The sequence below is a fragment of the Streptomyces sp. NBC_00984 genome (genome assembly GCF_045162475.1).
In the GTDB taxonomy this organism is placed as follows: Bacteria; Actinomycetota; Actinomycetes; order Streptomycetales; family Streptomycetaceae; genus Streptomyces.
The window spans coordinates 219,510-245,779 of the sequence record NZ_CP108736.1; the positions used below are offsets into that span (position 1 = coordinate 219,510).

Sequence of the window (26,270 nt, forward strand, 5' to 3'; positions counted from 1 at the left end):
GTCGAGGGCGGCTTGCCACTCACGTGACGAGGGCGGAGCCGGATGAGTTTGATCCATGTGTATTCAACTTCCCACGAGCACCGTGGTCACAGGCGGGGCATTCTGCGATCGGACACGGTGGAGCGGACCGCACGGTGAACTCCACTTGCACCGCACCAGAGTGGAGTCCACCGTGGCGCGGTGCACCGCGCATCCGATGCGCGCCGTCACGATGCCGTGCATCGCGTCGGGTGCCGAGGGCAAGCGCGACAGGGCGGGGGCTACACGTGCGGGCGGCGGAGGTTCTCCTTGGCCGACAGCAGGCCGAGAACGGCGTGCTCCTGGTGGTGGGCGTGCCAGCGCTCCGCCAGGGTCCGGTCGGTGAACAGGGCCAGTCCCCGCGCCGTTTCAGAGGTCAGGGCGACGGCGTCGAAGCCGCCGGCGGCCTGGACGAACTCCATCGCGATGTCGTGGAAGCGCGGGCCGCGGAAGTAGGAGACGTGCGTGTCGTCGGGAGCCAGGGGCTGGCCGCTCTCGTCGGACACGAGCGTGTGGGACGCATTGCGGGACCCGTAGTAGGTGTTGACCTGCGGCTGGATCTCGGTGCGCATCGCGGCCAGCACGCGCTGGCGGTGCGTGGGTGCGTCCAGGCACTTCTGGTAGGAGAAGGCGACCTTGCTGCCGTCAACCAGGACCGCCTCCGCGGGGTGGGGATGATCCGGAAACGGTCGACCCCTGGACCGACCTTGCCCGCAGCGTCGGGGTGCATGTCCAGCAGGTCCCGCAGCAGCAGGTCGTCGTCCTCCTGGTCGACGACCTGCCCGAGGCCGTAGCGGCCCAGGACCGCCTGTACCGCCTCCTGGCGGGCCTTCTTCGTCGCGTAGCGGCGCGAGCCGATCCAGACCTCGGGCACCTTCAACTCCTCTGCCAAGCGGTGATGGGAGCGCTCACGCTAGAGCAGACCTCCTGGTCCGGGCGGGGCTTTGCCCTTGCTGTCAGCCCGCCGGGGGACAGGGAGCCGGTCGTGATGCCGCTCACGGTCAAATCGGGAGGACAAGGGGCGGTCAAGGGACGTAACGGGCATCGGTGGCGGCGGCGGTCAGACCGCGGTCAAGGGGTGGCTTCGCACGGTGGCCCCGGCCCGCGCCCACATCGGCGTGCGGGCCGGACGCTCACCGTCCCGGCCAGCAGGCCGGAGAAACGCGAGGACACCATGCCCGCCGACCACACCCCTGATCCCGCCCGCGAGCCGCACGGCGCCGCCGACCAGGCACCCGCCGCCGACGTAGACCAGGACCCACAGGCCCCCTCCACGGGCACCTCCATCGCTCCCTCCGCGGCCTCTTCGCCCGCCAGGCACGTATCCGCAGGTCAGACCCGGCAGAACAGGGCCTGCGCCGCGTTCGACAACCCTTCTAAGTCTTCTAAGCAGACATGGAAGCCAACCCACACCCGGAAGAAGGAAGTGCTGAAGGCTCTCGGGATTTTCCAGAGGGCTACCGCTGAACACCTGTGGCGGATGCTGCGCCCCGGAGACTCGCACGACCGGTGCACGAGGGACACCCTCAACGCCCTCAAGGACGACGGGAAGGTCCGGGTGGAGACGCGGCTGGAGTCGAACCATCAGCTGTGGGTGCTCACCGAGCGAGGACACAAGGAAGCCAAGCAGCTGCTGCCGGGGAACGTCCGGGTCTCCGCGCTGCGCAAGCCCGAGTTCGACGACGACGGTGAGCCGGTTACCGGCGAGGGCTTCGACGAACACGCGGCCGCCGTCACGATGACCGCTGCGGTCCTCACCGGGGCCGGCTTCGGCACGCCGCTGTCCTGGCAGACCGAGATCGCCCACCGCCTCCCGTACGGCTACACCCAGTACGCCGACCTGACGATGCGGGCCCCGGACGTCGACGTGCCCGCGATGCTCCTGGAGGTCGACCGCGTGAACGAGCCCGTCGACGTCCTGGTGGCCAAGGTGCGCCGCTACAGCGAGTGGTTCGAGCTCCTGGCGCCGAAGGCCGACAAGGTCAGGGCGCAGGCGGCCCGTCACGATGGTGCGGCGGTGCACGACTTCCGGCTGTGGTCGCGGATCTACCCGGCGACCGGCCACGAGGGCTACGTGCCGGTGGCGTTCGTGTTCACGGGCAAGACGAAGGCGCAGCGGGCCAGCAGGATGCGGCGACTGGAGCAGGCCGCCCGTTCCTACTTCGCCGGCACCAAGTACGCGGGCGGTGGCATCACGGCCGTCGACTACCACCAGGCGGTGCCCGTGGTCGTCACCGAGCTGGAGCGGATCACCGCCGACCCGGCCGGGGCGGCGGGGAAGGTGTGGCGCAGGCTCGGGCGCGATGAGTGGCAGACGCTGACGGAGGCCCTGGATAACCCCGACGGTGACCGGCTGTACGTGGTGCAGCGGGAGCAGGCCCGCAAGCGCCAGAAGGGGCGCGAAGCCGCGGCCCGCGAGGCGCAGCGGCCCGTGTGCAGGCGCTGCGGAGCGAAGTTCACCGACGACCGCTGGGACACGGTCCGGCAGTACCCGGCGCAGCAGCACCGCGAGCTGTGCGGACCGTGCCTCCACGAACACCATGAACAGGCGCAGACGGAGAAAGCCGCGCGGCTCCAGGCGGAAGAGACCGCCGTACGGGAAGCCGCCGAAGCGGAGGCGAAGAAGAACCGCGGACTGTTCGGCCGCCGCCGATAGCCGGTGCGCGAGCCGACGGCCGGAGGACGTCTTGTCCGCTGCCGGGCCGGGGCGGAAAGATCGGATGCGGACCATCCACAACCGAGGGGGAAGAACACGGTGAGCAACAAGCTGCTGGCACCGGACGGCTGGCTCGTACTGGGACTGCCCTGGCCGGAGCAGACCCAAGATGGCTGGGGCGAGTGCGCGGTGGCCGTCGCCCCGACGATGATCCCCCGCCACCTCGTCAGCAAGGGCGCCGGCATCGCGCTCGATCTCGCGACCGGCCTGGCCCGCGACCCGAAAGACGGGCCGGGCAAAGCGGTCTTCTTCTCCGACGTCACCCTCTGGCTCGACAAGCAGGGCAAGGACTGGGCTGACTTCGGAGCCGACTACGAAGCCGTCATCGACGAACTCGTCAAGGCCCCGGTCCCGCAGCTCTACATGACGCTCGTGCAGAAGGCCCACGCCATCCTGTGCGACGCCAGCCGCGACGGGGTGCGCCTGTACTACCCGGGCGGCGACGTCGAACACGTCACCCCGCAGGTACGCGCCGACGTCCACGCCGCCCTCACCACCAGCCTGGAACGGGACTGGCCGCCCTACATCCAAGGACTCATCGACCGCGGCGCCCTCCAGACCCGATAGCCGTACCGCACACGCCACGGGCCCGGCCTTCACCCAGGCCGGGCCCGTCGCCGCCCCGCCCCGGCTGTCGGTGGCGGCTGGAAGGCTGGTCGGATGAACGCCGATGGGTGCAGACCCTTTGAGGGGTCGTTCCACGTCGCCGGTCTGCTGCGCTGAAGAAGCGGCCTCACGGAGTCCTAGTGAGCCCCGAGGACAACCTCACACGAGCCACCAACGGCCATGCCGGAAAGCCGGAAACGAAGGAGGAATTGAAACTCTTTCGTGGATGACACTCGAAGTCCTGACATAACGCGAATATGAAGAGGATCCTGGGTCGTATGAAGAAGTTTGCCTTAGTGGCCGCTCCGCTCGCCCTCGCCGCGAGCCTCGCCTTCGCTCCGACCGCCAGCGCCGCCCCCTCGGACACGCCCGCCCTGGGCTGCGTCCGGGTGTTCAACCTCGACAGGCCGCCGTTGGGCCTAGACATCGACGCAGTCAAGCGCGTCGCCACGTTGCTGGGCCTGCCCGGAGTCCCGAACCGCCTCGGGATGGTGTGTGAAACGCCCCAGCAGACCGACGCCGAGCACGGCGTAGTCAACTACCCCCGCCATGGCCCGATCATCCTGCGCAACATCGGATCAGCTCGGTTGCAGGAGTACTGCACCGACTCGGTCAGCGAACCCGGCGCGACAGCCCCCCTCCCCGGGACCGACATCATCACTAAAGGACTGGTCGTGTTCGGATCAGGCTGCGTCACCGAACCCAACCCGATCGCCGTGTGAACCAGCGCCGGGCAGCAACCAGAGCTAAACGCTCCTGAGCGCCCACAACGGCCTCGCACCCGATCCCCCGGGGTGCGAGGCCATTTGTCGTTGGGCGCAGATCCAATCACGGTCCCAAGGCCCACAAACGGGCCGCTTCTTCAGCGCAGCACGCCGGCGACATGGAGCGGCCCCTCAAAGGATCTGCACCCAACGCCGATGACGAGCAGCTGCTGCGCGGCCGGGTGTACGGCCGCGACCACGACGACCCCGACCCCGGTCCGCTCCCGCACCAGACGTACGCCGCGCTCGTCGGCGGGCCGCTGGACGGACTGCTGCTCGACATCACGGGCTGGCGGACCGAGGAAGTCGACGACGGTGTCGCCCTGATTACCGAGCTGGGGCGGTGGCCCGGCGGCCGGGCGCTGTACGACCCGCGCTCCGGTGAACCTCGCACACCCGGCCCCGGCGTCAGCTGCCGCTTCTACTACTCCGGCGATACGCCCTGAGTGCCCATCCTTGAACCTCATGTTCCTTGGCGAATCCAGTACATGGGGTGCGTGGAAGGTGGCAGGCCAGGGCGGCGTCGTTCAGCGAATTTGTCCGGTTTGATCACGTGATGCCGAGAACGGCCACCAGTCGGATGGCGTCGCACGTGTGGTGGTGGAGGCCGGTGGCGATGTTGGTGCGTCCGGTACGACGTAGGGCTCTGGAAGCGAGGTTGGTCAGGCGAACCGCGGCCCGGGGTGCGGTGGCGGTGGGCACACGCGAGGCGTCCTCGGCTCAGAGGTGTCGCGCACATGGTGGATCTTGTTCTCGATGCCGGGTGTCACATGCTTGCCCCGGGCGAGCGGGTGCGGCCGACGGGGAGGCGTGGGCAGGTCGAACAGGTGGAGCCCCGGAGTGCGGGGTTCATGCCGCGCCGGGACGCGAACACTCGTCACTGGCTGCGTCGCTCCTTCCGCCTCCGGTGTGCCGATCGTCTGTGGTGAACAGTCCGTCCAGGTGCTGATCGACAGCGGTGAGCACGTCCCGGGGCTCGATCACGTTCAGTTCGATGAGGGTGGTGAAGCCGGTGAGGGCGAGAAGCAGATTGGTCTCGGCCACCGGGTCGCGGTCGGGGCCGATGTGCCCGTCGGCGATCGCCTGGCGGACCAACTGCTCTACCAAAGCGCGCCCTTGGACCATCCCGTCGCGCGCCCGGGCGTGGAAATTCTCGTTGTGCAAGGCCTCCAGGACGAAGGCGGCGCTCATCCGGCTGGTCGCGCGAGCGTCGGCATGTAGCGGGAGTAGCTCCGTGAGCATCACTCGAAGCACGTCACGGGGGTGCGGCCGGTCGCCGAGCTTTGCAAGGCCCTGGCCGACGCGCAACGAGGCCTGCTCGGACGCGAAGTCCATGGCGAAGGAGAGCATCGCCTCCCGGGAGCCGAAGTAGTGCTGCAGTTGCCCGAGGGATATGCCCGCCTCCTGGGCGACCTCGCGCATGCTCAGATGCACCACGCCGCGCTGCTCCACTACCCGCCACAGCGCTCGCGCGATCGTTTCGCGGCGTTCGCGGTGATCCACCTGTTTCGGCATCGTCCGGCTACTCCGTGGGCCTTGTTCTCACTGCTGTTGACATAATACAGCTGACTGAAATAATACGGCTGACCTATAACCCTGGAAGCCTGCGGAGGAAGGAAGCGACATGCCTGAACAGCCGACGGTGCGTACTGCGGAGGGTGTGGTGGAGGGCCGCTGGCGGCAGGGGCACGCAGTGTTCCGCGGCATTCGATACGCGGAACCACCGGTAGGAGCGCTCCGTTTCGCGGCACCCGCCCCGCCTCGGCCCTGGGAAGGGACGAGGCAGGCGGTGGAGTTCGGACCGGTGGTACCGCAGTCCGGGCCGGTTCACGCGAGTTCGCCGGACGGCACGGACTGGTTGACGCTCAACGTCTGCACTCCGGACCCTGGAGCTGCGGGGCTGCCGGTGCTGGTGTGGATCCCCGGTGGCGGCTACATGACGGCGGACTCGAGTGACCCGATACTCGACCCGGCGTCGCTGGCCGGGGCGGGGCTCGTCGTGGTGAGCATCAACTACCGGGTGGGCGCCGAGGGTTTCGCGTTCCTGGAGGGTGCCCCGCCGAACCGCGGATTCCTCGACCAGATCGCGGCGTTGCAGTGGGTGCGGCGGAATATCGCCTCCTTCGGAGGCGACCCTGACCAGATCACGGTCGCCGGGCAGTCCGCCGGGGCGGGGTCGGTCGCCGCCCTGGTGGCGATGAAACCGGCGCGCGGCCTGTTCCGGCGGGCCATCACCCACTCGGTACCGGGCCTGCACTGCACTCGCGCACTGGCACAGCAGGTCGCCGCCGCGCTCGCCGACCGGCTCGGCACGGTGCCCACCGCCGCAGCCCTGGCCGACGTCGATCCCTGGCGCCTGGCCGAAGGGGTGACCGCCCTCAGCGCCGACCTCCACGGCTATCGCGAGAGCTGGGGACGGCTCTCCGGGACCGGTGTCGCCATCTGTCCCGTGGTCGACGGCGAAGTCCTCGCCGAAACGCCCTGGTCCGCACTGACCAGTGGCCGCGCAAGCGGAATCGAACTCCTCGCCGGCCATACCCGCGATGAGTTCCGGCTGTTCAGCGTCATGTTCGGACGGCTGGGCAAGTTCACCGAGCAGGACGCCCGAACCGCCCTGGAGCTGTTCGCCCCGGCACCGGACGGTGCGGACGCCTACCGTGCAGCCCACCCGCACGCCGCCCCAGAGGAGTTGCTGGAAACGGTGTACTCCGACGCCCTCTTCCGGATGCCCTCAATGCTGTTGGCCGAGGCGAACGCCACAGCCGGCGGCACCTCGTTCCTGTTCGAGCTGCGACTGGCCTCGCCGGCCTTGGGAGGAGTCCTGGGCGCCTGCCACAGCCTCGACGTCCCCCTGGCGTTCGGCACGCCGGACAGCCCCACCGGCCGACAACTCCTCGGCGACCAGGCCGCCCCCGAGGCCATCGCCGTGTCGCGGGAACTCCAGCAGGCGTGGGTTGGTTTCGCCACCACCGGTGACCCCGGATGGGCCGCCTACCACCCCGACCAGCAGCTCACCCGCGTCCTGGACGCCGACTCGAAGACCCTGCCCTACCCCGAACAGGCCTCCCACCGGATCTGGAAGGGCCGCGCCCCAGCCCCCTTCGATCTCGTGTAGGACGGGCCGCAGACGGCTTCGGCCCGCTGACCCCTGCTGCGCCCGCCCGCCGTTGCCACCACTTGCCTCGGCACGCTCCTCAACGGCGGCGGTGGGCCCGCCTTGCTAGCCGCGGCCCGGCTTGTTGCGACCGATCTGCCCGGTTTGATCACGTGATGCTGAGGGTGGCGAGCGGGCGGTGGGCGTCGCGGGCGTGGTGGCGGAGGCCGGCGGCGATGTTGTCGTGGCCGGCGTGCCGGAGGGCGCCGAGGGCAAGGTTGCGCAGGGTGGCCATGGCCCGGGGTGCGGTGCCGGTGCGCACGCGGGAGTCATCCTCGGCGTAGGTGGTGTCGCGCACGTGGTGGATCTTGTTCTCGATGCCCCAGTGGCCGCGCACCCATGCGGCGAGCTCTGCGGGTTCGGCCTGTTGGGATGCCAGGCTGGTGACGCCGTAGACGCGTTCGAGAGTGACCTTGCCGGTGGTGACGGTGCGGCGGCGTCGCACGACCTGCACGGCCTGGGCGGCGTGGGGGAAGTCGAGACCGCGCGCGACGGAGCAGGTCTTGATCCGGCGGATCTCGTCGCGGCCGTGGGCGGTGGCGCGGGTTCTGTCCTGCAGGGGAACCTCCCGCCACGGCAGCCGCTTCAGTTCCTGCTGCAGGGTGGGGTGGTTGCCCTTGATCACGGCGATGTAGTGGGCCTGCTTGTCCTCGACGAGGAAGCGGGCGTGCTCGGTCTGCGAGTGCAGCGCGTCGAAGGTGACCACGGTGTCGGCGAGGTCGAGCGGCGCGAGCAGAGGCTTGAAGACGGTGATTTCGTTGGTCTTCGAGTTGACCTCGCGCTGGGCGATGACCTGGCCGTTGCCGGTCATGGCGGCGAGGAGGTGGACCTGGGTGCCGTCTCGGCGGCGGGCACCGCGGACGGTCTTGCCGTCAACGGCCAGCGTGCGGAGGGGTTGCCGGCCCGGGGCCCGGCCGGATGGTGGCGGCTCGTGCTCGCGGTCGGCGAGCCAGCCACCGACCGCGGCGTCGAGGGCGTCACCATCGACGCGTTGCAGGAGGCGGCGCACGGTGGCCTCGGCCGGGGCGACCGGCCCGGCCGGTTCGCGCACCGGCCCGCCGAGTGAGGTGAGCACGGCCGGCGGCGCGTCGGCAACCCACTCCGCGATCGCCGCCAGGGACTTCGCGCCCGCGAGCACGGCACACGCGGCCACTGCCAGGACGAAGGACAGGGGATGACGGCGGCCGGCGGTCCGACGCGGATCGGGTACGGCGGCCAGGCGGTCCAGCAGGCCGGGATGCTCGTCGGGGGCGGGCGGCGGCGCGGTGATGAGTTGGCTCAGGCCTGCTGGGATGGGCGATGATGAGCGGGCAGGCACGGTCTTCCGTTGCGGTGGTCAGGGCTTCGACACCTCATGATCACCCGGAGACCGTGCCCACCTCCGTCCATCCCGGTCCCGCGAACACGGGAACCACACCAGCCATCTGAACCGGCATCAACCCGGACGGATCCTCTGAACGACGCCGCCCTGGGGCGGGCGGGGTGGCTAGAGCGAGGACGCTGAGGCAGGCATTGGGCTGGCAGCGGCTGCAGGCGGGAGTTTCGTCGCGACTGCCGGACCGGTTCCGTGTGCCGGCCACGCGGCGAAGGCCGTGATGGACCCGGGCGGCGGGGCCGACACCGATGGCGTTCACTACGCGCCCGCCCTGGGCATCGTACCCGTTTTGTCCGAGGCGCGCCGCTGGCGTTGTATCAGCTCTACCAGTCCCGCCGTAAGCGCCGCCGCGGCCGTGGCCACGAGCAACCCCCAGCTCGGGATCCCCACTGCCGACCGCCACTCCAGCGGCGTCGGTAGTGGCGATCGGGACGGCACATCCCAGTACCAGGCCGCACCGGTCAACACCCGAAACCCCGTCAAGGTACCGAGCGGTACCATGGCACCTGCCACAAAGGCGGCAACGACGCCATGGGGAAAGCGAAGGAGCCGGGCGCGCGCGGAAGTCACGACAGCGGCCGTCAGTTCGGCCACGACGGTGATTGCCTCCACGTCTATGATCTGGACCTTGTTTCCGGCCAGCACAAGGAACAGGTACCCGCTCCACACTCCTGCGGCCCCGCAGGCCACTCCGGTCCTCAATGCGACAGCGTATTCCGCCGTCATGCCGCGGTCTCCTGGACCACGTCGGCGTCGGCGCCCCCACTCGTGACCGATGAGCGGAACAGCGGCGAGTAGCAGCACAATGGTGACCATCACCCCGGGCAACTCCCCGAAAAGCATCGTCCCAGCCGCGCCTAGGAAGGAGCGCAGGGCGTCCGCGTGCGGGCCGGCGTTCGCCTGGGCGTACAAGGCCACGCCAGCTTGCCGCAGGGTGTAGAACACCCAGAACGTCGTGGGGAGCGAGGCTGCAGCGATGACGCCGGAGATGAGGAGTGCCGGACGGTCGCTGGCAGCGGCGACGGGAGCCCACACGCGAGTGATGAGCCCGATCCAGCAGACGACGATCACACCGCAGAGGAGGGCTAGCCCCGACCAGAGGAGCAGGGTGGCCGCCGGTGAGGAGTGGAATTCGTGGACGAGTAGAGCGATGGTCGGGCTGGTGACCGGGCGAAGGCAGAGTCCGAGGCCCACTCCGGCAGCCGCTGATCCGACATTCATGGCCGTACCCGAGTTCCTGCATCTGTCGGCGACACGCCAGACCGAGAAGGTCAGCCCTGCCGTGAGGAGGGGGCCCGCGATGGCGACCGCGACGTGGTCGCCGATTCGGGCGCCCAGGGAACCTACTGGATGCGCCATAAAGTCCGAGATGTTGTTGAAGAGGATGGCTGCCGTCGCTCCCAGAGCCACGGATTCCCAGAACCCGAGCCGGAAGAGATTTGACGCGTCCGTGAGTGCGGTTCGGCGCTCGCCGAGCGAGGGATGCTTGCTCAGCAGCCGTCTGTTTCCCTCGCGTGCTTCGGGGTGGGGCGAGTAGGTGTCGAAGAGTTGCTGCATGTTGCTCGGGCCAGCGTCCCAGAGCATCGTCCTGGCGTCGGCGTACAACTCACGACTGCGCAGCACCGCGTTGCGGGTCAGGGGCACCAGCGCAGTTAACACGATGGTCTGCAAGGTGCTCGCCGTATCGGGTAGGACCCGGTCGGCAGAAAGCTGCCCAACCAGGATGGCCAGCAAGAGGTAGACCGCACGTCGGAGGAGAAGGAAGCCGACGAGCCGCCATACCACCACCGTGATGAAGGTGATGTCCACGTCGTGATTGCGTAGATGCGCTAGTTCGTGAAGAACCACCGTGCGGAACGCCGGGCGATCCCGGCTGAACAGTGCTGCCAGGCCGCCGCTGATGACAACGCAGCGCCGACCAACCCTCCCGAAGGCCAAGCCATTCACCCGGGGATCAAGGGGGTCCAGCAGGAAGGTGACGCTCCCACGGACGCCGGTCTGTTTCTGCAACCGACTCAGGTACGCGGCCATCTCTGGCAGTAGATTGGGACCGGTGCGGCGTAGTCGCTTCCTGCGAATCCGCCAGGCAGGCAGACACCAGTACACAGCGAACACGACAAGCCAGAACAGTAACAGCGCGCTGATCGCTGGCCAGGGACCGAACTCATCCCTGGGATCGTGGCAGGTGGGCAGCGAGTTGATGATCTCCCCGAGTTCAGACGACCCGCCAGCATCTGAATGCCGCAGGGCGGCCGCCTCGCGAGTTCGGGCGATCATGCAGTGCTGATAGGCGAGCACATCCCTGGCGGACAGCCCGAGTAACTGCCCCGTGTCCTGGCTGAGCAGGCTGACAGCAGCGGTGGAGGCGGCGACGATGAGCAGGGCGAAACGGACGGCGGTACCGGAGGGGGTGGCGAAGGGGTTCAGCGGTGGTGCCGCGACTGTTGCCACTCCTACGCCGTGGGATCGGAGTCAGGAAGGGGAGCAGGACCTGATGCGGTGCCCGATGTAGTGTCGGGCGCGGTACCGGGTGTGGCGTTGGTTTCGGTGCTGCTCCTGCACAGTTCGGCGACGATTCCGTCGGCGAGGAGTACGGCCAGATCGGACGGCAGCTGTGCGGCTAGGGCCTTCTGCTGCGCCAGAGCATGCAGTTCGGCTAACTGCTGCCCAGTCAGTTGTGGTAGAGGAGGCGCCGCTAGGGGGTCGGATTCCGCCCGTCGCCCGGTGATCGAACGCACTCTCCGCCATAAGCCGCCAAGCGCCTTCTCCGAGTAGTCGGTGGCAAGGTGCTTGAGTACTTCCACGGCCACACTGAGTGCGACCGTACTCGTCAGCACCACAATGCTGTCCAGCCCCAACGCCAGCGGGTCGTCGCGCTGCCTGGTGCGCCTGGTACGTGACGATGACGCGAAGAACGCGTCAGCCGTAACCTCGAACTGCGACAGCTCCTCCGGCGCGGCTCGCGTCACTGCGGCCTGTGCCAATGCGGTAACCAACTGTCGGTCGTGCTCCCAGGCCACCGACTACCTCCCAACGCCTTGCATCCCATACTACGAGGCAGGTGGCCGGAGTATGACGCGAAAGCCTCAATCAGGGTGGTTGGTGGGCGGCGCAGCGCGCGGGTCCCGAGGGCATCAACCGCGTCCTTCTCGCGAATGATCACCCCGGCCCCGGGGCAAGCGGAGCGCCCACGCCCTGAACTACGCCACGCGGCGCCCGCATGATCGGTACCCCGGTGCCCCCCACGCTGTGGGCAGCGCACACCCATTCGGGTCCGTGAGCGCAGGCCACCCAGTCCCTCAGTAGATGTTCCCTGTACGGGTGCCCCGGGCTCGTCCGCTCCGCTCCGGGGTGCCGATTGTCTTGTGGAGGGAAACTCGCGATACCCCGTTATAACGGGGATGCATGGTCTATTCTGAACAGGCCGCCTCGGCCCTTCCGGTCACGAGGCGGCCTCTCAGGGAGGCGCGATGATTCAGATCACTCTCGGCAAGAAGAAGGACGTCGACCCGAACAGCGATCCTCTTCGGCGCTCACAGATCGGCTGGCGCGACGGGCTGTCCGACCGGCAGCTTTACGAGATCGCCCGCGGAGTCTGGGTGATGCCCGGGGCGCGCGTCGAAAGAGAGCGGTTCGCGGTCGTCAACGGAGGCGGAATCATCCGCCAGGCTATGGAGATCGACCGGGTTGTCGACGTCCCCGGTGGGCGACGGGCCTTCGAAGGTCGCATTCTTGGCCCCGGGCATCCGATCCACGACCACTACGTCGGCAAGCCGGCGCCGAACGGCGCCCAGCAGAACCCCATCACCTACTTCGACTCCCCCCTGGGCAACCGCGAGTGCAACTGCGGATGCGGCAAGCCCATCGGCCGGGGCGATTTCCTCCCCGGCCACGACCAGCGAGCCATCCACGAGAGGATCGCCCGCGTCGGAACCGTGATGGACTTCATCGCCTGGTTCGACCAGACCTGGAAGCCCGACGAGGACCAGCAGGGCGATGCCGCATGAAGAAATGCCACCGAAGTGAGACGGAAGCCGCGGGACATCCGGTGAGACCGCAGCACAAGCAGCAGGTCACCGCGGTCCGAGATGACAGCAGCGGCGCGAACCTACAATGCGCCGAGCGGGTGAGCCTGTCCTGACGCGATCAAGAGCCCATCCAAGGCGCTTGATTGCTCCTCTCGCCGCCTATTTCTTGCCGCGGGCGCATCTTCCCCGGGCTGCCCGGGATCGCCCCGCAGACGCCAATTTGGACGATCAATGTCGATGACCACCACACGAAAGGGCCCCATGTACGACTGCCCTGTCTGCCTCGAACCCCTCGAACCGGACGCCAACGGGGCGATTGCCGCCGTCGGCTTCACCAAGGACCGCCCGGAGAACTGGGTTTGGGGCCCCTATCCCGTCCACGACGAACCCTGCCGGACACGGATTGCCGACCCCGCCTTCTCCAACCGAGTCGGCACCGACGGATACGAGAAGACGACGATCCGACTGACCGCGCAGGCGCCGGAGACACGGCAATTACTCGATCACTGGGCACAGATCATGATCTCGCCCTACATCGCCCGTGAATCCGTGAAGTTCTGGTCGGACACGATCTCAGGCACCGACAATCCTCACGGCAAGGAGATGACGCCCTGGCCCGAGATGGATGAAGCCCTCAACCTGGCCAGCGCGCACTTCAGCTGCCTCGGCACCCGCTCACGCAGCAGGGAAGCCCAGGCCGGGTACGACATTGCCGTCCACAACGCCGCCCAGGGCAGGCGGGTAGCGATGTTCGCCCCCGACCTCACCCCCCGCAACCCCATCCCCAACCTGACGATCGACCGCGTCAGGACGCTGACCACCGAGCGCATCGAACACGTCCTGCGCGACATGACCGAACGCGGCGAACGCGCCCCCCTCGTAGTCATCGACCGCCTCCAGCTGATGAGCCGGCACGACGAGAACGGCCCCTCCCGAATCGCTTCCCCGGACGACATCGACATGGTGTCCAGAGATCTCAAGTCCATCGCCATGACCGAATCCCTGGGCACACCCTCGATCCTGCTCATCGCCCGACTGGAACGCCCGCGCCGTGAGGGCCGGCCCCTGGACCTCGACGACCTCGGCACGGCCGCCGAACTCAAATACCACGCCGACCTCGTCACACTCGTCGACCGCACCGCCCCAGCAACGGTCGACGTCCTGGTAGCCAAAGACCGCTCCGGCCCGGCGCCACGCCGCTTCACCGCCAGCTGGTAGCCGGGGACCGACAACGAGGAAGCGAGGAAGGGACTCATGCCGGAGAGGACCATCGACTTCGGGAAGTTCGGCGCCCGGGGCACCAAAGGCAGCGACGCCGTCGCACGCAAGCTTGACGAGCTCGCGGACGGCATCGTCACCCCGGTCACCGTGAAGCGCGGCCTCATGGCCCGCCTGCACTACCTCACCCGGACGGACCACAGCCGCAGGGCGGCCCGGGACGCCGGGCTCACGGTGACCGACCGCACGCTGAAGGCATGGTTGGACGAGAAGCGCCGGCCGTCGAACGCCAACCTGGAACGCATCGAGGCCGCCTACCGCCAGGTCCGCCGCCAGAACGTCGCACGGCACTTGCTCCGACGCCTGAACGCCCGCGGCGGGACCCGGGTGGAGATCCACCCGCTCAACCAGTCACAGGTACCGCGCCCGCTCCAACGGCTGGTGGAGTACCGCACGATGAACGTCCGCCGCTGGGACCGCATAGTCGAGACCTGGGCAGCCGGCGACCACCAGGCCCTCGACGACGCCTGGGAGGACGTCATCGTCGACCTGGGATCCCAGTGGGGCCAGTACGAGTACGTCACCAACATCGGGTTCGCCGCCTAGACCCGGACTTCGCGGGTCGTTGATTCGTATGGTGTGACCGGTCCCGGGGTGTCCTCGGGCCGGGGTGTGGCGTTGGGTGGGGTGTGTCGAAGACTTCCCGGTCCCCGCGGTCACGGTCTCAGCGTCAGCGTTTTGAAGTAGCGGTGACGTCCGTGGTGGAGAAACGTCTGGGCGCTCTGCCTGTCGTTTCCGAGTTCACTCGTCGGCTGGATCTGGCCGGGATCATCGATGAGGTATGCCCTGGTGGCATCAGCGCGCTGGCGACGCACGGGCAGGTCATCGAGGCGCTGGTGGCCAACCGGCTGACCGCACCGGCACCATTGGTGCGGGTCGGGGACTGGGCTCGCACGTGGGCGGTGGAGGAAGTCTTCGGTATCGAGCCGGGCCTGCTCAACGACGACCGGCTAGCCCGGGCTCTGGATGCGATTGCTCCGCATCTGGAGCACGTTGCCGGGACGGTCGGGGCCCGGGCGATCGCCGAGTTCGGTATTGATGTGTCCCGTCTGCACTGGGACATGACCAGTATGTCTGTCCACGGCGCCTATCCGGCCGAGGGCCAGGACGAGGACTTCCCAGTCATCGGCTACGGGCATCCCAAGGACCGGCGGGTGGATCTGAAACAGGTCCAGGCTGGGCTCGCGGTGAGCGCCGACGGCGGTATCCCGGTCCACGCCCGGGTCTTCGACGGATCGGCGGCCGAGGTCAGCCAGGTCGTCGGGACGATGAAGGACCTGCGCACGATGGCCGGTACCCGCGATTTCCTGATGGTCGCCGACTCCAAGCTGGTGTCCTACTCCAACGTCGCCGCCCTGCTGACGGCCGGGGTTCAGTTCATCGCTCCAGCCCCCGCCGCTCAGGTCAAGGGCGAGGTCTATGCCGCCCTCGACCTCACCCTGGCCACGACCGTGGACTGGGTGCCGGACAGAGACGCGGGCAAGACAGCCGCTCAGCGTGAGAGCTACCGGGTGCTGGAGGACACCCACACACTGAAGGGAGCGAGGAAGAGCGATCCCGAGCTCACCGTGCGGCGGATCCTGGTCCACTCCACCGCGAACGCCGCCGGCCAGCAGGCCGCCCGGGACAAGCGCCTGACCAAAGCGGCTGACGATCTCGGCAAGCTCGCCGGTGCGGCCGGCGGACGGCATTACAGGAGTGCCGAGAAGATCGTCGCCCGCCTCGGTGTGATCGCGGCGAAGCGCCGTGTCGCTTCCTGCCTGCGCTTTCACATCACCGAGGACGAGCACGGCGTCCCCGCTATGGACTGGCACTTCGATGAGGAGGTCCTCAATGCCGAGGCCGCGGTCGACGGCTGGTACGCGCTGCTGACCTCGCTGCCCGCCGAGGAAGCCGATCCGGGCCAGGTCCTGATCCACTACAAAGGGCAGGGAGCGGTCGAGCGCCGCTACCACGACTTCAAGGGACCGCTCGCCGTCGCCCCGGTCTTCGTGCAACACAACCGGCGCGTCGCTGCCCTCATCCAGGTCATCTGCCTGGCCCTACTGGTGTTCTGCCTGATCGAGCGGCAGGTCAGACGGGCCCTGGGCCCCGAGCAGACCATGACCGGCCTCTACCCCGATAACCGTCGGGTCCGCCCGACCGGCCGCATAATCTTCTACCACCTCGGCGAACTCACCCTGCGCATCGGCAACATCACCGACCCACCCACCGTCCAGATCACCCGAGGCGTTCAACTCCACCTCCTCGATCTCCTCGACACCGACATCGGACAAACCCACTGGCCACAAACCGGAAACTGTGACCCTCGAAGTCCGGGCCTAGACAGCCACCAGACCCCTGCAGTGCCTTCGACCTATGGCGGGTAATGCCGTGCTGCCCAACAGATGATCCGTGACGCGTTCAGCGGCGGCATTCACGATGCGCTCGACCTGCTGAAGCGCTGCTACATCCGGCTACCGCGGGAGCAAATTCCGCCAAGGGCCCGGCGCTGCTGAGCCGGGCCCGAACCAGAGGGCTACTCGGTAGGCAGGGTCTCCCGCATCGCCTTGGCGGTGGCAGTTGGGTCGTAGCTCTCGGGGACGCCTTCGACCAGAATGATGTCGCCCTCGATATGCCGCGAGCGCAGTGGTGCGATCTCCTGGTATGCGGGTGAGTCCCACCAGGCCCGTGCCTCTGCAATCCCCGGGAAGCCGATCACCACGACGTGCCCGGGCCAACTGCCCTCCTTCACCTCGTGCTGCGCGGCGTGCACGAGGAATCGGCCGCCGTGCGGCTCGAAGGTGGCGGTGATGCGCTCGATGTACTCAACGATCTCCGGGACCGGGGCGGCCTCTTGCAGGTGCGCTATGGCATAGGCGGGCATGATGTCCTTCCAGTCGGTCGGGTTCCGTACGCCGCCGATCATGGCATGCGGAGCCACCCGGGGCGATGACCCGCCAGGTAAGGTTCCTGCCGTCGTGACGGCCTCCATCGCCGAGTAACTCAGACTCGAGCCTGGTGCGTTCACTGGTACGGCACCAGTGAGTACCGCTGGGACCCAGCAGCAGATCCGAATCAACGACCCGCGAAGTCCGGGCCTAGAGCATCCTGAGCGCCTGTCAGCCGCCCCGGGCCTCCCAGCCCGGGGCGGCCCGCGTTCGCGGCCCAGAAAGGCATGCAGTGCTCCGTACGGCAAAAAGCACCCCCGAGGCGGGGGAGTGGCCCCGCCGGTCGGCCCGGCCCGATGACGCGGCGCGGACCGACGACGAGCACGAGCAGGAGCACGGAGCCGATACCGCGCCCGCGGCTGCTGCTTCTGTCAGGACAGAATCGCTTTCCACTCGGCAAGGGCAGCCCTCAACTGCCGTGCGCCACTGACCCGTTCGGTCAGCGCGCACCGCCCAATCCCGTCCCCGTCCGCCATGTAGACGTCTATCTGAATCTCCGGGTCGGGCGCGGCGAGGCTCTGCCCGGCAACGGGCTGCACGTCGATTAGGACGCCCCCGAGCCGCAGTCTGAATCCCTCGTAGGCGCCCTTTAAAAGGGTCGCCGTGGTCTCTGCCGTGGTTTCTGCCGTGGTCATCGCTTTGGTCTCCTCACGGGTAGGTTCAACTCGTCAGTATCCAAAGGTTCCAAGCATCCTTGTGAATCTTGCGCGCGTGCGCCAGGTGCCCTACGGGCACTTGATCCATCCGTCCTTTTGCACCTCGGTCCCTTCGATCGGGGCGAGCAGTGCCGCCGCAACGGCCCCTCCCGGGTCTCGGCCCCACGGGTTGACGGGTGCCGGCAGCACGCGTCCGGTGCCGTTCACTGACCCTTCCTCACGAACTGTACGGATGGGGCCGGGAAGGTTCTCGACCTGCCGGCCCCGTCGTTTTCCTCTTGTTCAGCTCAGGCCGTCGGTCGGCTGTGCGCCGGGCCCTCATGCCGGATCTGCGTGCCCGGGACGGTCCGGGCGATGGTCTGCCCTTCCGGTTCATTCGAACATGTGCTCGCTTCCGTCATGACAGAAGCGAGCAGTTGTGCAATGATCGCCAAGGTTTCAAAAAACGGCCCTCGTTTCAGGTACGGTCTTTGAAACCAACACTGGGAGGAGCGCTGTGATCGGACGTCAGGCGCATCAGGTCGACGCGAGGCTCAAGCAGCTGGGCGTGAGCAAGGAGTTATTCGAGGAAGCGCTGGACTGGGCATCGACCCAGGCGAATATGTGCACGGATTTCGACGCGCCCGCGATGCCGGGGATCACGTTCTGGAGCAGGAGCAACCGCTATCTCGCGGAGTGCCTGACTGATCAGAAGAAGCAGAACCCGGTGTGGAAGTACACACGGCGCGACAGCATTCTGCGTGTCGTGCATCCTTCCGGGAATCATGCCATCACCGCTATCAGCGGGTCGGGTGGTGTCGGTGATCTGGACTGCACGGTCCGGTCCAAGAACCCCAAGGGCCGTGTCATGGCGCAGCTGGTCGAGAACAACATGAAATACGAACGCGGCGGCCAAGGCGTCTTCAGCTCCCGGGACGAAGTCGAGTTCGGCGGGGAACTTGGCTCCATGCCCCTGTGGTTCCTGCTCTATGAGCGAAACGACGAAGGTATGCTCTCGGCCGAGCTCTCCCTCCCGGTGAAAATGGAGGGCCAGTACGTGAATGAGAATGAGTGGAGCGAGCGCCTGCCGCTCTTCACCCGAGCTGATCCGGGCCTCGACATCGCACTCCTGGACGCGCCGCCTGCCAGCGGTGACGCCCTGGACTTCGAGGTCAGTCGGCAAGTAAATAACTAAGCACGACAGGAGTTGGGGAAAGTGTTTACCCCCGAAAGACTGGTACTCGCACGTAAACGAAGGCGAATGACGCTCGCGGCACTGTCCCGCGAATCGGGCTTCTCTGCCCAGAGCATCACCGCGTTCGAGAATGCGCGCAAGGTTCCGTCCGACGAAACACTTTCCTCACTCGCTGAAGCCCTTCACTTTCCCCTGTCGTTCTTCCACGCGCCGCCGGCACCCGACATGGTTCCCGGCGCCGTCAGTTTCCGCGCCCCCTCGAAGATGAGCGCCGCCGAGCGTGACGGCGCCCTCAGCTGCGGCTCCATCGCCGCCACCTTGAACCACTGGCTTGAGGACAACTTCACCCTCCCCAAGCCCGGTGTGCCCACCTACGGCGAGCTGTCCCCCGAGATGGCCGCCGAGCAGGTACGTGCCGACTGGGGGATAGGAGAAGCACCAGCGCCCAACATGGTTCATCTCCTTGAGGCCCACGGCGTGCGGGTCTTCTCCCTCGCACCGGACTGCCTGGACGCCGACGCCTTCTCCACCATCCGGCACGGCACCCCTTACATCCTGCTCAATACCCGCAAGACCGGCGAGCGAGGCCGCTTCGACGCCGCGCACGAGCTTGGCCACCTTGTCCTGCACAGCGGCTACGAGTCGCCCCGCGGTCCTGCCGCCGAAGCCGCTGCCGATGCCTTCGCCTCTGCCTTCCTCATGCCGAAAGCCGGCATCCTTGCCCAACAGGTCAGCAACGCCTCTGTCGAGCGGATCCTCAGCGCCAAAAGACGGTGGAACGTATCTGCAATGGCATTTACCTACCGCCTGAGAAGCCTGCAGCTCCTCTCTGAATGGCGCTTTCAGCAGACCGCGAAACAGCTCGCCCAACTTGGATATAGGAAAGGCGAACCCGGATCATCCATGGTCCGCGAGAGCAGCAGAATCATCTCGAAAGTACTCGAAGTGCTGCGCGCAGACGGAATCCCCCTGACTGATCTGGCGAACGCATTGCACATCTTCCCTGAAGAACTCAACCACTACCTGTTCGGCCTTGCACCCATCGGATACAGGGGCGGAGAGCAAAAGACAGCTCCCATCCGGCCCGCACTTTCCCTTGTCCGGTAGACAGATTATGGGCGTCGTGGGTTGTTCAGTGAGCCGTTTCCAGCCTGACGGGTGGTCGGATGGGTGACCCCGGCGGCGGGCGTGAAGAAAGCTCCTGGTAGACGGGTTCACGACCAAGATCACCAGTCCGCCAGGAGCTTCCGCGTGCTTGTCTACCCGTCCGGCATTGATCTGTCCAGCCGCGCCCTGCAACACCTCTCCGGTCTCCTCGCAGGTCACCGCCGCCGGATCGGCTCCCGGTGGCGTCGCCTCACCTGTGGCCGGCAGGCCCTGCTCGTCCTGGCACACCTGCGCTGCGGCGACACCTACGCCCGCCTCGCAGCAGGTTTCCACGTCGGGATTGCGACGGTCTATCGGTACATACGCGAGGCTGTTGACCTCCTGGCCGCTCTCGCGCCCACGCTGGAACAGGCCATGACGGCCGTGCGGAAGAAGGCGTACGTGATCCTCGACGGCACCGTGCTGCCGATCGACCGCATTGCTGCCGACCAGCCCTACTACTCGGGGAAGAAGAAGCACCATGGGATGAACGTGCAGGTCCTCGCGGATCCAGCCGGCCGGCTGATCTGGGCCTCGGACGCGCTACCTGGAGCCGTGCACGATCTGACCGCGGCCCGGACCCACGGCATTCCCGCCGCCCTGACCGCCGAAGACATCAAGTGCTGGGCGGACAAGGCGTATCAGGGCGCAGGCCCTGCTGTCCGTGTCCCGTTCCGGGGCAGGATTCTGCGCGGCTGGCGCCGGCGTCACAACCGCGATCACGCCAAGATCCGCAGCGTCGGCGAACGCGCCATGGCCACCCTCAAATGCTGGCGGCTCCTGCGGAAGCTCCGCTGCAGCACCACCCGGATCACCGGCGACGTCCGTGCTGTCGTCGCCCTCGAACTCGCCACCTGATCAAGATGAAAAGGCTCCTTCACTCCGGTTTCCGCGCTGACAGTGACGTTGGTATCGGACCTGAACTCCGTTGACATGCTATTCGTGACACCGACTTACCAATGATCACTTTCGCACCTACTCCTGGGGACAATTGCCAAGCACGAAAGGCGCCAAGGAATCAAATATCCCCGACGCCCGACTCGAACCATGGATCACTCGCAGTAACGCGACGCACTTCGCGGGGCGTGAGGTCACCCCACCAGGGGAGTGAAGAGAATCATTCGTGGCTCTGTGGCAAAGTCTTGCCCAAGCGGCGCCGGCTGGGCCGACCATCAGCGGCCGAATCCGTGGCGCTGTACCGACGCGAGGACGGTTCGGTTCGGAGTGGGGCATGAATTGATTCGACCCGTCATTCGCCGATTGCGCGGGAGTAGACGCAGGCGGCCAAGTCGATGACCGAAGGCCAGATGTTCCATCAGCCGGACGTCCCCCCTGCTGTGGCCCTATAGTCGGCAGATAGGGATCCGGATGGGCGGAAGCCCCCCTACGTGAGTCGTGCCGACAGCTGGTGGGTGTCCGGGTCCAGCACTGTCGGCCCGCACCCGTGGGCCGACCGGTTCCCTGCACGACCGTCGTGTCGGGGTGTTCGGTCCTGCTCGGGGGGCATGAATGATTCCAGTCGTACAGCGTTTCGTGGGAGCGGTGGGGGCGGTGGTAGTCGCCGCAGCGGTAAACGTGGCCACCGGATTCCTCACTGATCACCGATCAACGGCGTGGTGGACTTCTGCGGCGGTGTTACTCGTAGTGGGGACCGTGGTGCAGTGGTGGCTCCCTGTGGCACCGGAGCAGGGCAGAAGCCAGCGGGCCGATGACAACGAGATCGACGGCAATTTGACCCAGGCGGCCACCGGGCCCACAGCGCAGGAAGCGCACCGGAACAACGTCAAGGGAGATTTCCGGCAGGACCAAAATGGGTGAGCCGCAGAGGGAACCCCGAGGGACGTTCCGTCGGCGCACAGCCCGTCAACCCGAGACCACGCAGGGCGCGGACGGCAACTACGTCGGCGGGGACCTTCGGCAGGAATTCACCATTAACGTCGGTACCGCGGCCGACGCCAAGAAGGTACTGGGCACCTCGCGTACACCGAGTCGCCGCACGGTCCTACTCGGCGGCGCCACACTTGCCGCGACGGCCGGCGCACTCGTCGCCGTACGCCTCACCGGCACGGACGGCAAGAAGGCGCAGGGCCCGAGACCGTTGAGCGATTTGTTCGCTTTCAATAATCGAGATTTTCCCCCTTTCGATAAAGCAGGGTTCACAAAACAAATCGATGCCGTAATGCAGACGCCGGATAAAAAAGGCAGGTATTGGCTCTTCTCCGGGAAAAATTTCACCCTCATCCAGGTGACCCGCAAGGAGAGAAATCTCGCTGAAGTGGTGCAGAATCCAGGACCCTTGACCGACTGGAGTTCCCTCCAGGCAGTCGAGGGCGAAAGTTCTCCACCGTTCAAGAAGATCGATGCCGTGATGCAGTGGCCGGACGACCGCAACAAGTACTGGATATTCTCGGGTTCACGTTTTCTTCGCATCAACGTGGCCAACAAATGGCCCCATATGGATACCAGGATTCCGGAAGATTCGAAGACAAGCCCGCTGAGTGGCTGGAGTTCCCTCGACAACACTTCTCCATCATTCAAGAAGATTGATGCCGTAACGAGGACGCCAGATGACGACAACGAATATTGGGTCTTCTCGGGTTCACATTACCTTCGCCTCAAAGTGAACGACGGACACCATAACGATATCGTGGTCCAGAAACCAAAGCCGTTGAGCGAATGGGGAGGGCTCGGCCATTACCCGAGCTTTGCGGCAGGAATCGACGCCGTGATGCAGATGCCGGACATCCCGAAGGAATATGTTGTCTTCTCGGGGCAGCAATACCTTCGCACGTCGTGGACGGGATCGGAGTGGCTGGTCAAATAGATCAGCGTTCAAACGGCGAGCGGCGCCCCAGGGCCCCGGGGAGAATCCCGTCGCTCCCGGTTTGACCGGTTGATCGTCGATACCCGGACATGAGACGAGCACGGCTTTTGTGGATCATGGAGTCCTACCTTCTTGATGTGGGACTGAACTGGTCATTCGTAAGATCGGCTAGGCCCAGGGGTTCCGGGTATGGCTGTCATGGAGCCTTTTCATCTTGATCAGGTGGCGAGTTCGAGGGCGACGACAGCACGGACGACGCCGGTGATCCGGGTGGTGCTGCAGCGGAGCTTCCGCAGGAGCCGCCAGCATTTGAGGGTGGCCATGGCGCGTTCGCCGACGCTGCGGATCTTGGCGTGATCGCGGTTGTGACGCCGGCGCCGTGGATGCCTTGGTGCTGGGGTTCACCGGCCCCCGGCTTAGACCGCACCATCTGGTCCTGGCGGTGGGGGACGAGGGCGGGCCGGCCAGGGTTTCCGCGCGCCTTGAGCCCGTGCTTGCGGCTCGTGTCGGTGAGGCATTGAACAGCGCGGCGGTGGTGGGGGAGCGGCGGGCCGGGAGTGAGCCGTACATGCGGGTGGAGACGGACCTGGTCGTGGAGGAGGACCACCGAGCGGATCGGGTTTCTCGGGCGGCGGCTGCTGAAGGCTTACGCCCTGGACGACGTCCGGCTGCTGCGCCGTGCCCAGCTTCCTCTAGGCGGTCTAGATATCCGCTTGCCCCGTCGGCGCCGACGGGGCAAGCGGACGGTCTATCCGTCCGGGAGGCTGGTGACGTCCTGGATCTTCTGATCGAAGGTCACACTCACCACAACCCGATACGGCACGATGTGCACCGATCTATCCGGAAGTAACACGCGGGCCTCGCCGCACTGCCAGATACGCTTCCAGCCCAGAACGATCCGCACCGCGGTCCGTTCTGGAACCGTGACACCGATCTCCTCTTCGAACAGATGTGTGCTGCCGATTGCCAGGGAGAGCGTGCGCTGCAGTTCGGCTTCAATGCTTCCCTTCGCCGAGAGCCAGAGAAGGTTCACGCCCACGTGACCGCCCGAGGACTGGGTGCGGGTCTCGCCCAGCGTCAGGGTCCGGGTCCACTCACGGCTGGCCTTCAGGCTGCGCGTAACGGGGGCGGGGCTGGCACTGTTATCGATCAGCCGCACGTCCTCACCGAGCCATTCTTCGGTACGCGTCATCTGCGTCACCCCCAGAACCCGGGCGTCCACAACCCCGGAATCAGAAGGCGCGGACGTTGAAGAGTCTTCCAGGCGGCGCAGCAGGATCTTCGAGTGATCCTTAGTGCACCTGCACTCGAAGCGGATGGCCTCGCCCGGCTGTACCTCGATGTCGAACGTCTCGCTGTGATTCAGGTTGAGGATGAACGACAGCAGGTCATTGCGCAGTTGCACACGATGGCGGCCCGAAGACACAGGGATGACGACTTCTTCGTCGATACGCAGGAGAGCCACCTGAACGCCGTCGATCCGCACCCTGAAGGTGTGGGACTTCTCTCCTAGGTCCGCGAGGCTTCCCGTACGGACTCTGCGTATTTGAACTGTCCCACCAGACACGGTTAGCCCTTCCTGACTGAACATCACGTATGTATCGCGGCTGCCGAGGACCGACATCGGGCTCGTGAGGAAAAACGCGTCACCGTGCGGCAGCTCATCCATCAAGGATCCCGAACCCGACGGGCCCGTGGGGGCAGGACATGCGAGGTCGGGTCGGGATCGCGCGCCGGACGCCCGGCCGCTCCGTCCCGGATTCTGTGCCGCCTGGTGCTCGTCGCCGGTACGTCAACACAGTGATGTACCGGCGGGGCCTCAGACGTACAGGGCGGCTGCGGCCGGGACGGGGTCCGGCCTGCGAAAGCCCCGGCTACCTGGATGTCAGAGTGCGGGAGGCGCGTAGGTGATGCCGACGTCGCCGGCGGACGTCGCGGCGAGAGCCACCACCTGCCAGATCGCTTCGGGGATGCCGTCCCGGGGCCCGTCGCAGGCGTCGTTGAGGAGGTCTACGACCAGCGCCACGGATGCGCCGTCCGGCCCGTGAGCCGAGAACTTGACCTGCTGCGCCGTCCAGGGCTGCTCTCGGGGCGAGGCGAACTCGACCAGGGCGTGGTAGGCGGCGAAGCCTGCGCCGCTCTGGGTGAGGACGAGCGTGCCCACCTGGAGGTCGAGGCCGACTTCCACTTGGGTGTCCTCCTGCGTCACGACGGGTTCGCCGGTGGCACTCAGCTCCATGCTGCTCTCCAAGGGGAAGGCGGGATCGTGTGCCGAGCATTGCAGCCGACTGTCTCCGGTGGGGACGGGGGCGGAAATTGCCCACTCTCCCGAGATCCGATCAACCGGGGAGGCGGAAAGGGTCGTTTCCGCCCCCGTTTCCCATTGGAAGGTCACAAGGAACAGGAGGGCGGCGAGCGCCATGAAAGCGGCGAGCGCCACACCGAGGGCAGGAATCAGTTCCGGGTGACTGGCAGCGAAGGGCCGACGACTGGGATCCGGGCCCTTCCCGCGCTCTGTGTCCGTCTACCAGCGCATCCCGAGCTGATCGAGGTCGGTGCGGCGCTGCTCGGGGAGTTTGGCGGCGCGTTTGCGGACGTTGTCGAGCCAGGTGCCGAGCTTGACCACCACGGGCCCGTCAGCGCCGTTCTGACGGCCCGACACCGCCTCTGCCGACTCCAGGTGCTCAGCATGCTTCCGGGGCACCCGTAGGTGTCCTTCCCGGGCGTGGAACTGCCGTGCCGCCGCGAGGTTCGCGGCCCACTTGGTGTCCTGCGTCTGCTTCACCGGCCGCTCGTCTTCCCCGGCCGGTGCGATTTTGAGGGTGTTCTCCAGGATCCATTGCTGTGCGGGCAGGAGCTGTTCCCATCCGAACCGCTGCGCGGTGACCCAGCGTCCGAGGTCCTCGCCCTGGACGACGACGTCGCCCACGGTCTCCGGGAGGGTTCCGCCAGCCTGGATGTGGTTCTGGGTGAGGCGGTAGCAGCGCTGCCACGCGGTGTCCCAGACCGGGCACCATCCCGGATCGATCGCGTCCAGCTCGTCCCGCCGCGTTTCGGCCATCGCCCCGGCCGCCGACGGAACGGGAAGGCCGGCCGCGCGCAGCTCCTCGTTCTCCCGCGCCCTGCGCGCCGCGGCCCTCGCGTTTTTCGCCCACACCCCGATGGGGTGCCCGTCCCAGACGGCGGTGGTCGGCGGGAGGAAGTGGCCGTGCACCGCGGCGTATTCCTTGGCGACGGCGATCCCGTCCGCCCAGGCCGCGTCCTGCTCGGACCACACCATCCCGAGCTTCTCCAGCTCGGCTACCCGCCCGGCCTCCAGTGTCCCGGCCGTGTAGGAGCGGCGCTGGTCGGCGATCCACTGCCCGAGCGGATACCCACCCACCCCGCCCCAGTCCTCCGGCGTGACGACCGTGTACGGCACCCGCAGCACCCCGTTTCCGGTCTCGCGCAGCCACCGGCCGGCCGCCTCGATCCCGCGCCGCCAGTACGCGCCCTCCGGGTCGATGACCCGCAGCCGCACGAACTGGGCCAGCACGGCCGGGTCGCGGTCCTCGCTGAACCGCAGCACCCCGGCCGCCGCCCCACTCACCCGCACCCCCGC

The 26,270-nt window shown here is 67.0% G+C and carries 23 protein-coding genes and 2 pseudogenes; 13 read left to right on the top strand and 12 right to left on the bottom strand.

The features are described 5' to 3' along the window. Positions 1-260 precede the first annotated feature (260 nt). The gene (locus OG520_RS45235; protein ID WP_406016818.1) at positions 261-602 is read right to left on the bottom strand and encodes a hypothetical protein; all 342 of its coding nucleotides are present in this window, start codon (positions 600-602) and stop codon (positions 261-263) included. Positions 603-751: 149 nt separating this feature from the next. Continuing rightward, positions 752-892: pseudogene (locus OG520_RS45240) on the bottom strand (DUF3223 domain-containing protein); the annotation flags it as partial. A 300-nt stretch (positions 893-1,192) separates the two neighbouring features. On the opposite strand from OG520_RS45240, the gene OG520_RS45245 reads away from it, so the two are divergent. The 4 genes from OG520_RS45245 to OG520_RS45260 all read left to right on the top strand — a co-directional run bounded on the left by OG520_RS45245 (position 1,193) and on the right by OG520_RS45260 (position 4,550). Further along, complete coding sequence (locus tag OG520_RS45245; RefSeq protein ID WP_331737487.1) at positions 1,193-2,674, top strand: replication-relaxation family protein; 1,482 nt, start codon at positions 1,193-1,195, stop codon at positions 2,672-2,674. Between the two features lie 99 nt (positions 2,675-2,773). Next, a complete protein-coding gene (locus OG520_RS45250) occupies positions 2,774-3,301 on the top strand; it encodes a hypothetical protein (RefSeq protein WP_331737489.1) in 528 nt (175 codons plus the stop codon). A 317-nt stretch (positions 3,302-3,618) separates the two neighbouring features. After that, a complete protein-coding gene (locus OG520_RS45255; RefSeq protein ID WP_331737491.1) occupies positions 3,619-4,062 on the top strand; it encodes a hypothetical protein in 444 nt (147 codons plus the stop codon). Positions 4,063-4,223: 161 nt separating this feature from the next. Then, positions 4,224-4,550 (top strand): hypothetical protein, encoded by a 327-nt coding sequence (locus OG520_RS45260; RefSeq protein WP_331737494.1) that lies wholly within the window; start codon positions 4,224-4,226, stop codon positions 4,548-4,550. A 403-nt stretch (positions 4,551-4,953) separates the two neighbouring features. Here the strand turns inward: OG520_RS45260 and OG520_RS45265 are convergent, their stop codons facing one another. After that, a complete protein-coding gene (locus tag OG520_RS45265; RefSeq protein WP_331737496.1) occupies positions 4,954-5,619 on the bottom strand; it encodes a TetR/AcrR family transcriptional regulator in 666 nt (221 codons plus the stop codon). A gap of 109 nt (positions 5,620-5,728) precedes the next feature. Between OG520_RS45265 and OG520_RS45270 the strand changes: the two genes are divergently transcribed. Continuing rightward, positions 5,729-7,219, top strand: a complete 1,491-nt coding sequence (locus OG520_RS45270) for a carboxylesterase family protein (RefSeq protein WP_331737498.1) — start codon at positions 5,729-5,731, stop codon at positions 7,217-7,219. Between the two features lie 148 nt (positions 7,220-7,367). Here OG520_RS45270 and OG520_RS45275 read toward each other — a convergent pair whose 3' ends face one another. The 3 genes from OG520_RS45275 to OG520_RS45285 all read right to left on the bottom strand — a co-directional run bounded on the left by OG520_RS45275 (position 7,368) and on the right by OG520_RS45285 (position 11,653). Further along, positions 7,368-8,576 (bottom strand): ISAs1 family transposase, encoded by a 1,209-nt coding sequence (locus tag OG520_RS45275; RefSeq protein ID WP_331737500.1) that lies wholly within the window; start codon positions 8,574-8,576, stop codon positions 7,368-7,370. A gap of 315 nt (positions 8,577-8,891) precedes the next feature. Further along, entirely contained in the window at positions 8,892-11,084 is a 2,193-nt protein-coding gene (locus OG520_RS45280) for a M48 family metalloprotease (protein ID WP_331737503.1), read from the bottom strand. 2 nt (positions 11,085-11,086) lie between these two features. Then, a complete protein-coding gene (locus tag OG520_RS45285; RefSeq protein ID WP_331737099.1) occupies positions 11,087-11,653 on the bottom strand; it encodes a hypothetical protein in 567 nt (188 codons plus the stop codon). A 450-nt stretch (positions 11,654-12,103) separates the two neighbouring features. On the opposite strand from OG520_RS45285, the gene OG520_RS45290 reads away from it, so the two are divergent. The 4 genes from OG520_RS45290 (at position 12,104) to OG520_RS45305 (ending at position 16,308) form a co-directional block, all read left to right on the top strand. Continuing rightward, entirely contained in the window at positions 12,104-12,640 is a 537-nt protein-coding gene (locus tag OG520_RS45290) for a hypothetical protein (protein WP_331737097.1), read from the top strand. Between the two features lie 258 nt (positions 12,641-12,898). After that, positions 12,899-13,879 (top strand): DnaB-like helicase C-terminal domain-containing protein, encoded by a 981-nt coding sequence (locus tag OG520_RS45295; RefSeq protein ID WP_331737094.1) that lies wholly within the window; start codon positions 12,899-12,901, stop codon positions 13,877-13,879. A 36-nt stretch (positions 13,880-13,915) separates the two neighbouring features. Continuing rightward, on the top strand, positions 13,916-14,485 hold the full coding sequence (locus OG520_RS45300) for a transcriptional regulator (protein WP_331737092.1): 570 nt from the start codon (positions 13,916-13,918) through the stop codon (positions 14,483-14,485). Between the two features lie 152 nt (positions 14,486-14,637). Continuing rightward, entirely contained in the window at positions 14,638-16,308 is a 1,671-nt protein-coding gene (locus OG520_RS45305) for an IS1634 family transposase (RefSeq protein ID WP_331737090.1), read from the top strand. 149 nt (positions 16,309-16,457) lie between these two features. Here OG520_RS45305 and OG520_RS45310 read toward each other — a convergent pair whose 3' ends face one another. Both OG520_RS45310 and OG520_RS45315 read right to left on the bottom strand, forming a co-directional pair. Beyond that, the gene (locus tag OG520_RS45310) at positions 16,458-16,805 is read right to left on the bottom strand and encodes a DUF1330 domain-containing protein (protein WP_266752700.1); all 348 of its coding nucleotides are present in this window, start codon (positions 16,803-16,805) and stop codon (positions 16,458-16,460) included. A 435-nt stretch (positions 16,806-17,240) separates the two neighbouring features. After that, a complete protein-coding gene (locus OG520_RS45315; protein WP_331737088.1) occupies positions 17,241-17,504 on the bottom strand; it encodes a hypothetical protein in 264 nt (87 codons plus the stop codon). 517 nt (positions 17,505-18,021) lie between these two features. On the opposite strand from OG520_RS45315, the gene OG520_RS45320 reads away from it, so the two are divergent. From OG520_RS45320 to OG520_RS45335, 4 genes are all read left to right on the top strand, one after another. Continuing rightward, positions 18,022-18,699: a hypothetical protein gene (locus OG520_RS45320; protein WP_331737086.1), complete on the top strand. Its 678-nt coding sequence runs from the start codon at positions 18,022-18,024 to the stop codon at positions 18,697-18,699. 21 nt (positions 18,700-18,720) lie between these two features. Then, a complete protein-coding gene (locus tag OG520_RS45325; protein ID WP_331737084.1) occupies positions 18,721-19,806 on the top strand; it encodes an XRE family transcriptional regulator in 1,086 nt (361 codons plus the stop codon). Between the two features lie 144 nt (positions 19,807-19,950). Next, the gene (locus tag OG520_RS45330; protein WP_331737082.1) at positions 19,951-20,703 is read left to right on the top strand and encodes a transposase family protein; all 753 of its coding nucleotides are present in this window, start codon (positions 19,951-19,953) and stop codon (positions 20,701-20,703) included. Positions 20,704-21,655: 952 nt separating this feature from the next. Beyond that, a complete protein-coding gene (locus OG520_RS45335; protein ID WP_331737079.1) occupies positions 21,656-22,669 on the top strand; it encodes a hypothetical protein in 1,014 nt (337 codons plus the stop codon). Between the two features lie 218 nt (positions 22,670-22,887). On the opposite strand, the pseudogene OG520_RS45340 reads toward OG520_RS45335, so the two are convergent. The 4 genes and pseudogenes from OG520_RS45340 to OG520_RS45355 all read right to left on the bottom strand — a co-directional run. Further along, positions 22,888-23,046 (bottom strand): annotated as a pseudogene (locus tag OG520_RS45340) (transposase family protein); the annotation flags it as partial. Between the two features lie 371 nt (positions 23,047-23,417). Beyond that, positions 23,418-24,338 (bottom strand): hypothetical protein, encoded by a 921-nt coding sequence (locus tag OG520_RS45345; protein ID WP_331737077.1) that lies wholly within the window; start codon positions 24,336-24,338, stop codon positions 23,418-23,420. A 216-nt stretch (positions 24,339-24,554) separates the two neighbouring features. Beyond that, positions 24,555-24,908, bottom strand: a complete 354-nt coding sequence (locus tag OG520_RS45350) for a hypothetical protein (RefSeq protein WP_406016790.1) — start codon at positions 24,906-24,908, stop codon at positions 24,555-24,557. Positions 24,909-25,193: 285 nt separating this feature from the next. Next, entirely contained in the window at positions 25,194-26,258 is a 1,065-nt protein-coding gene (locus tag OG520_RS45355) for a helicase associated domain-containing protein (RefSeq protein WP_331737073.1), read from the bottom strand. Positions 26,259-26,270 lie beyond the last annotated feature (12 nt).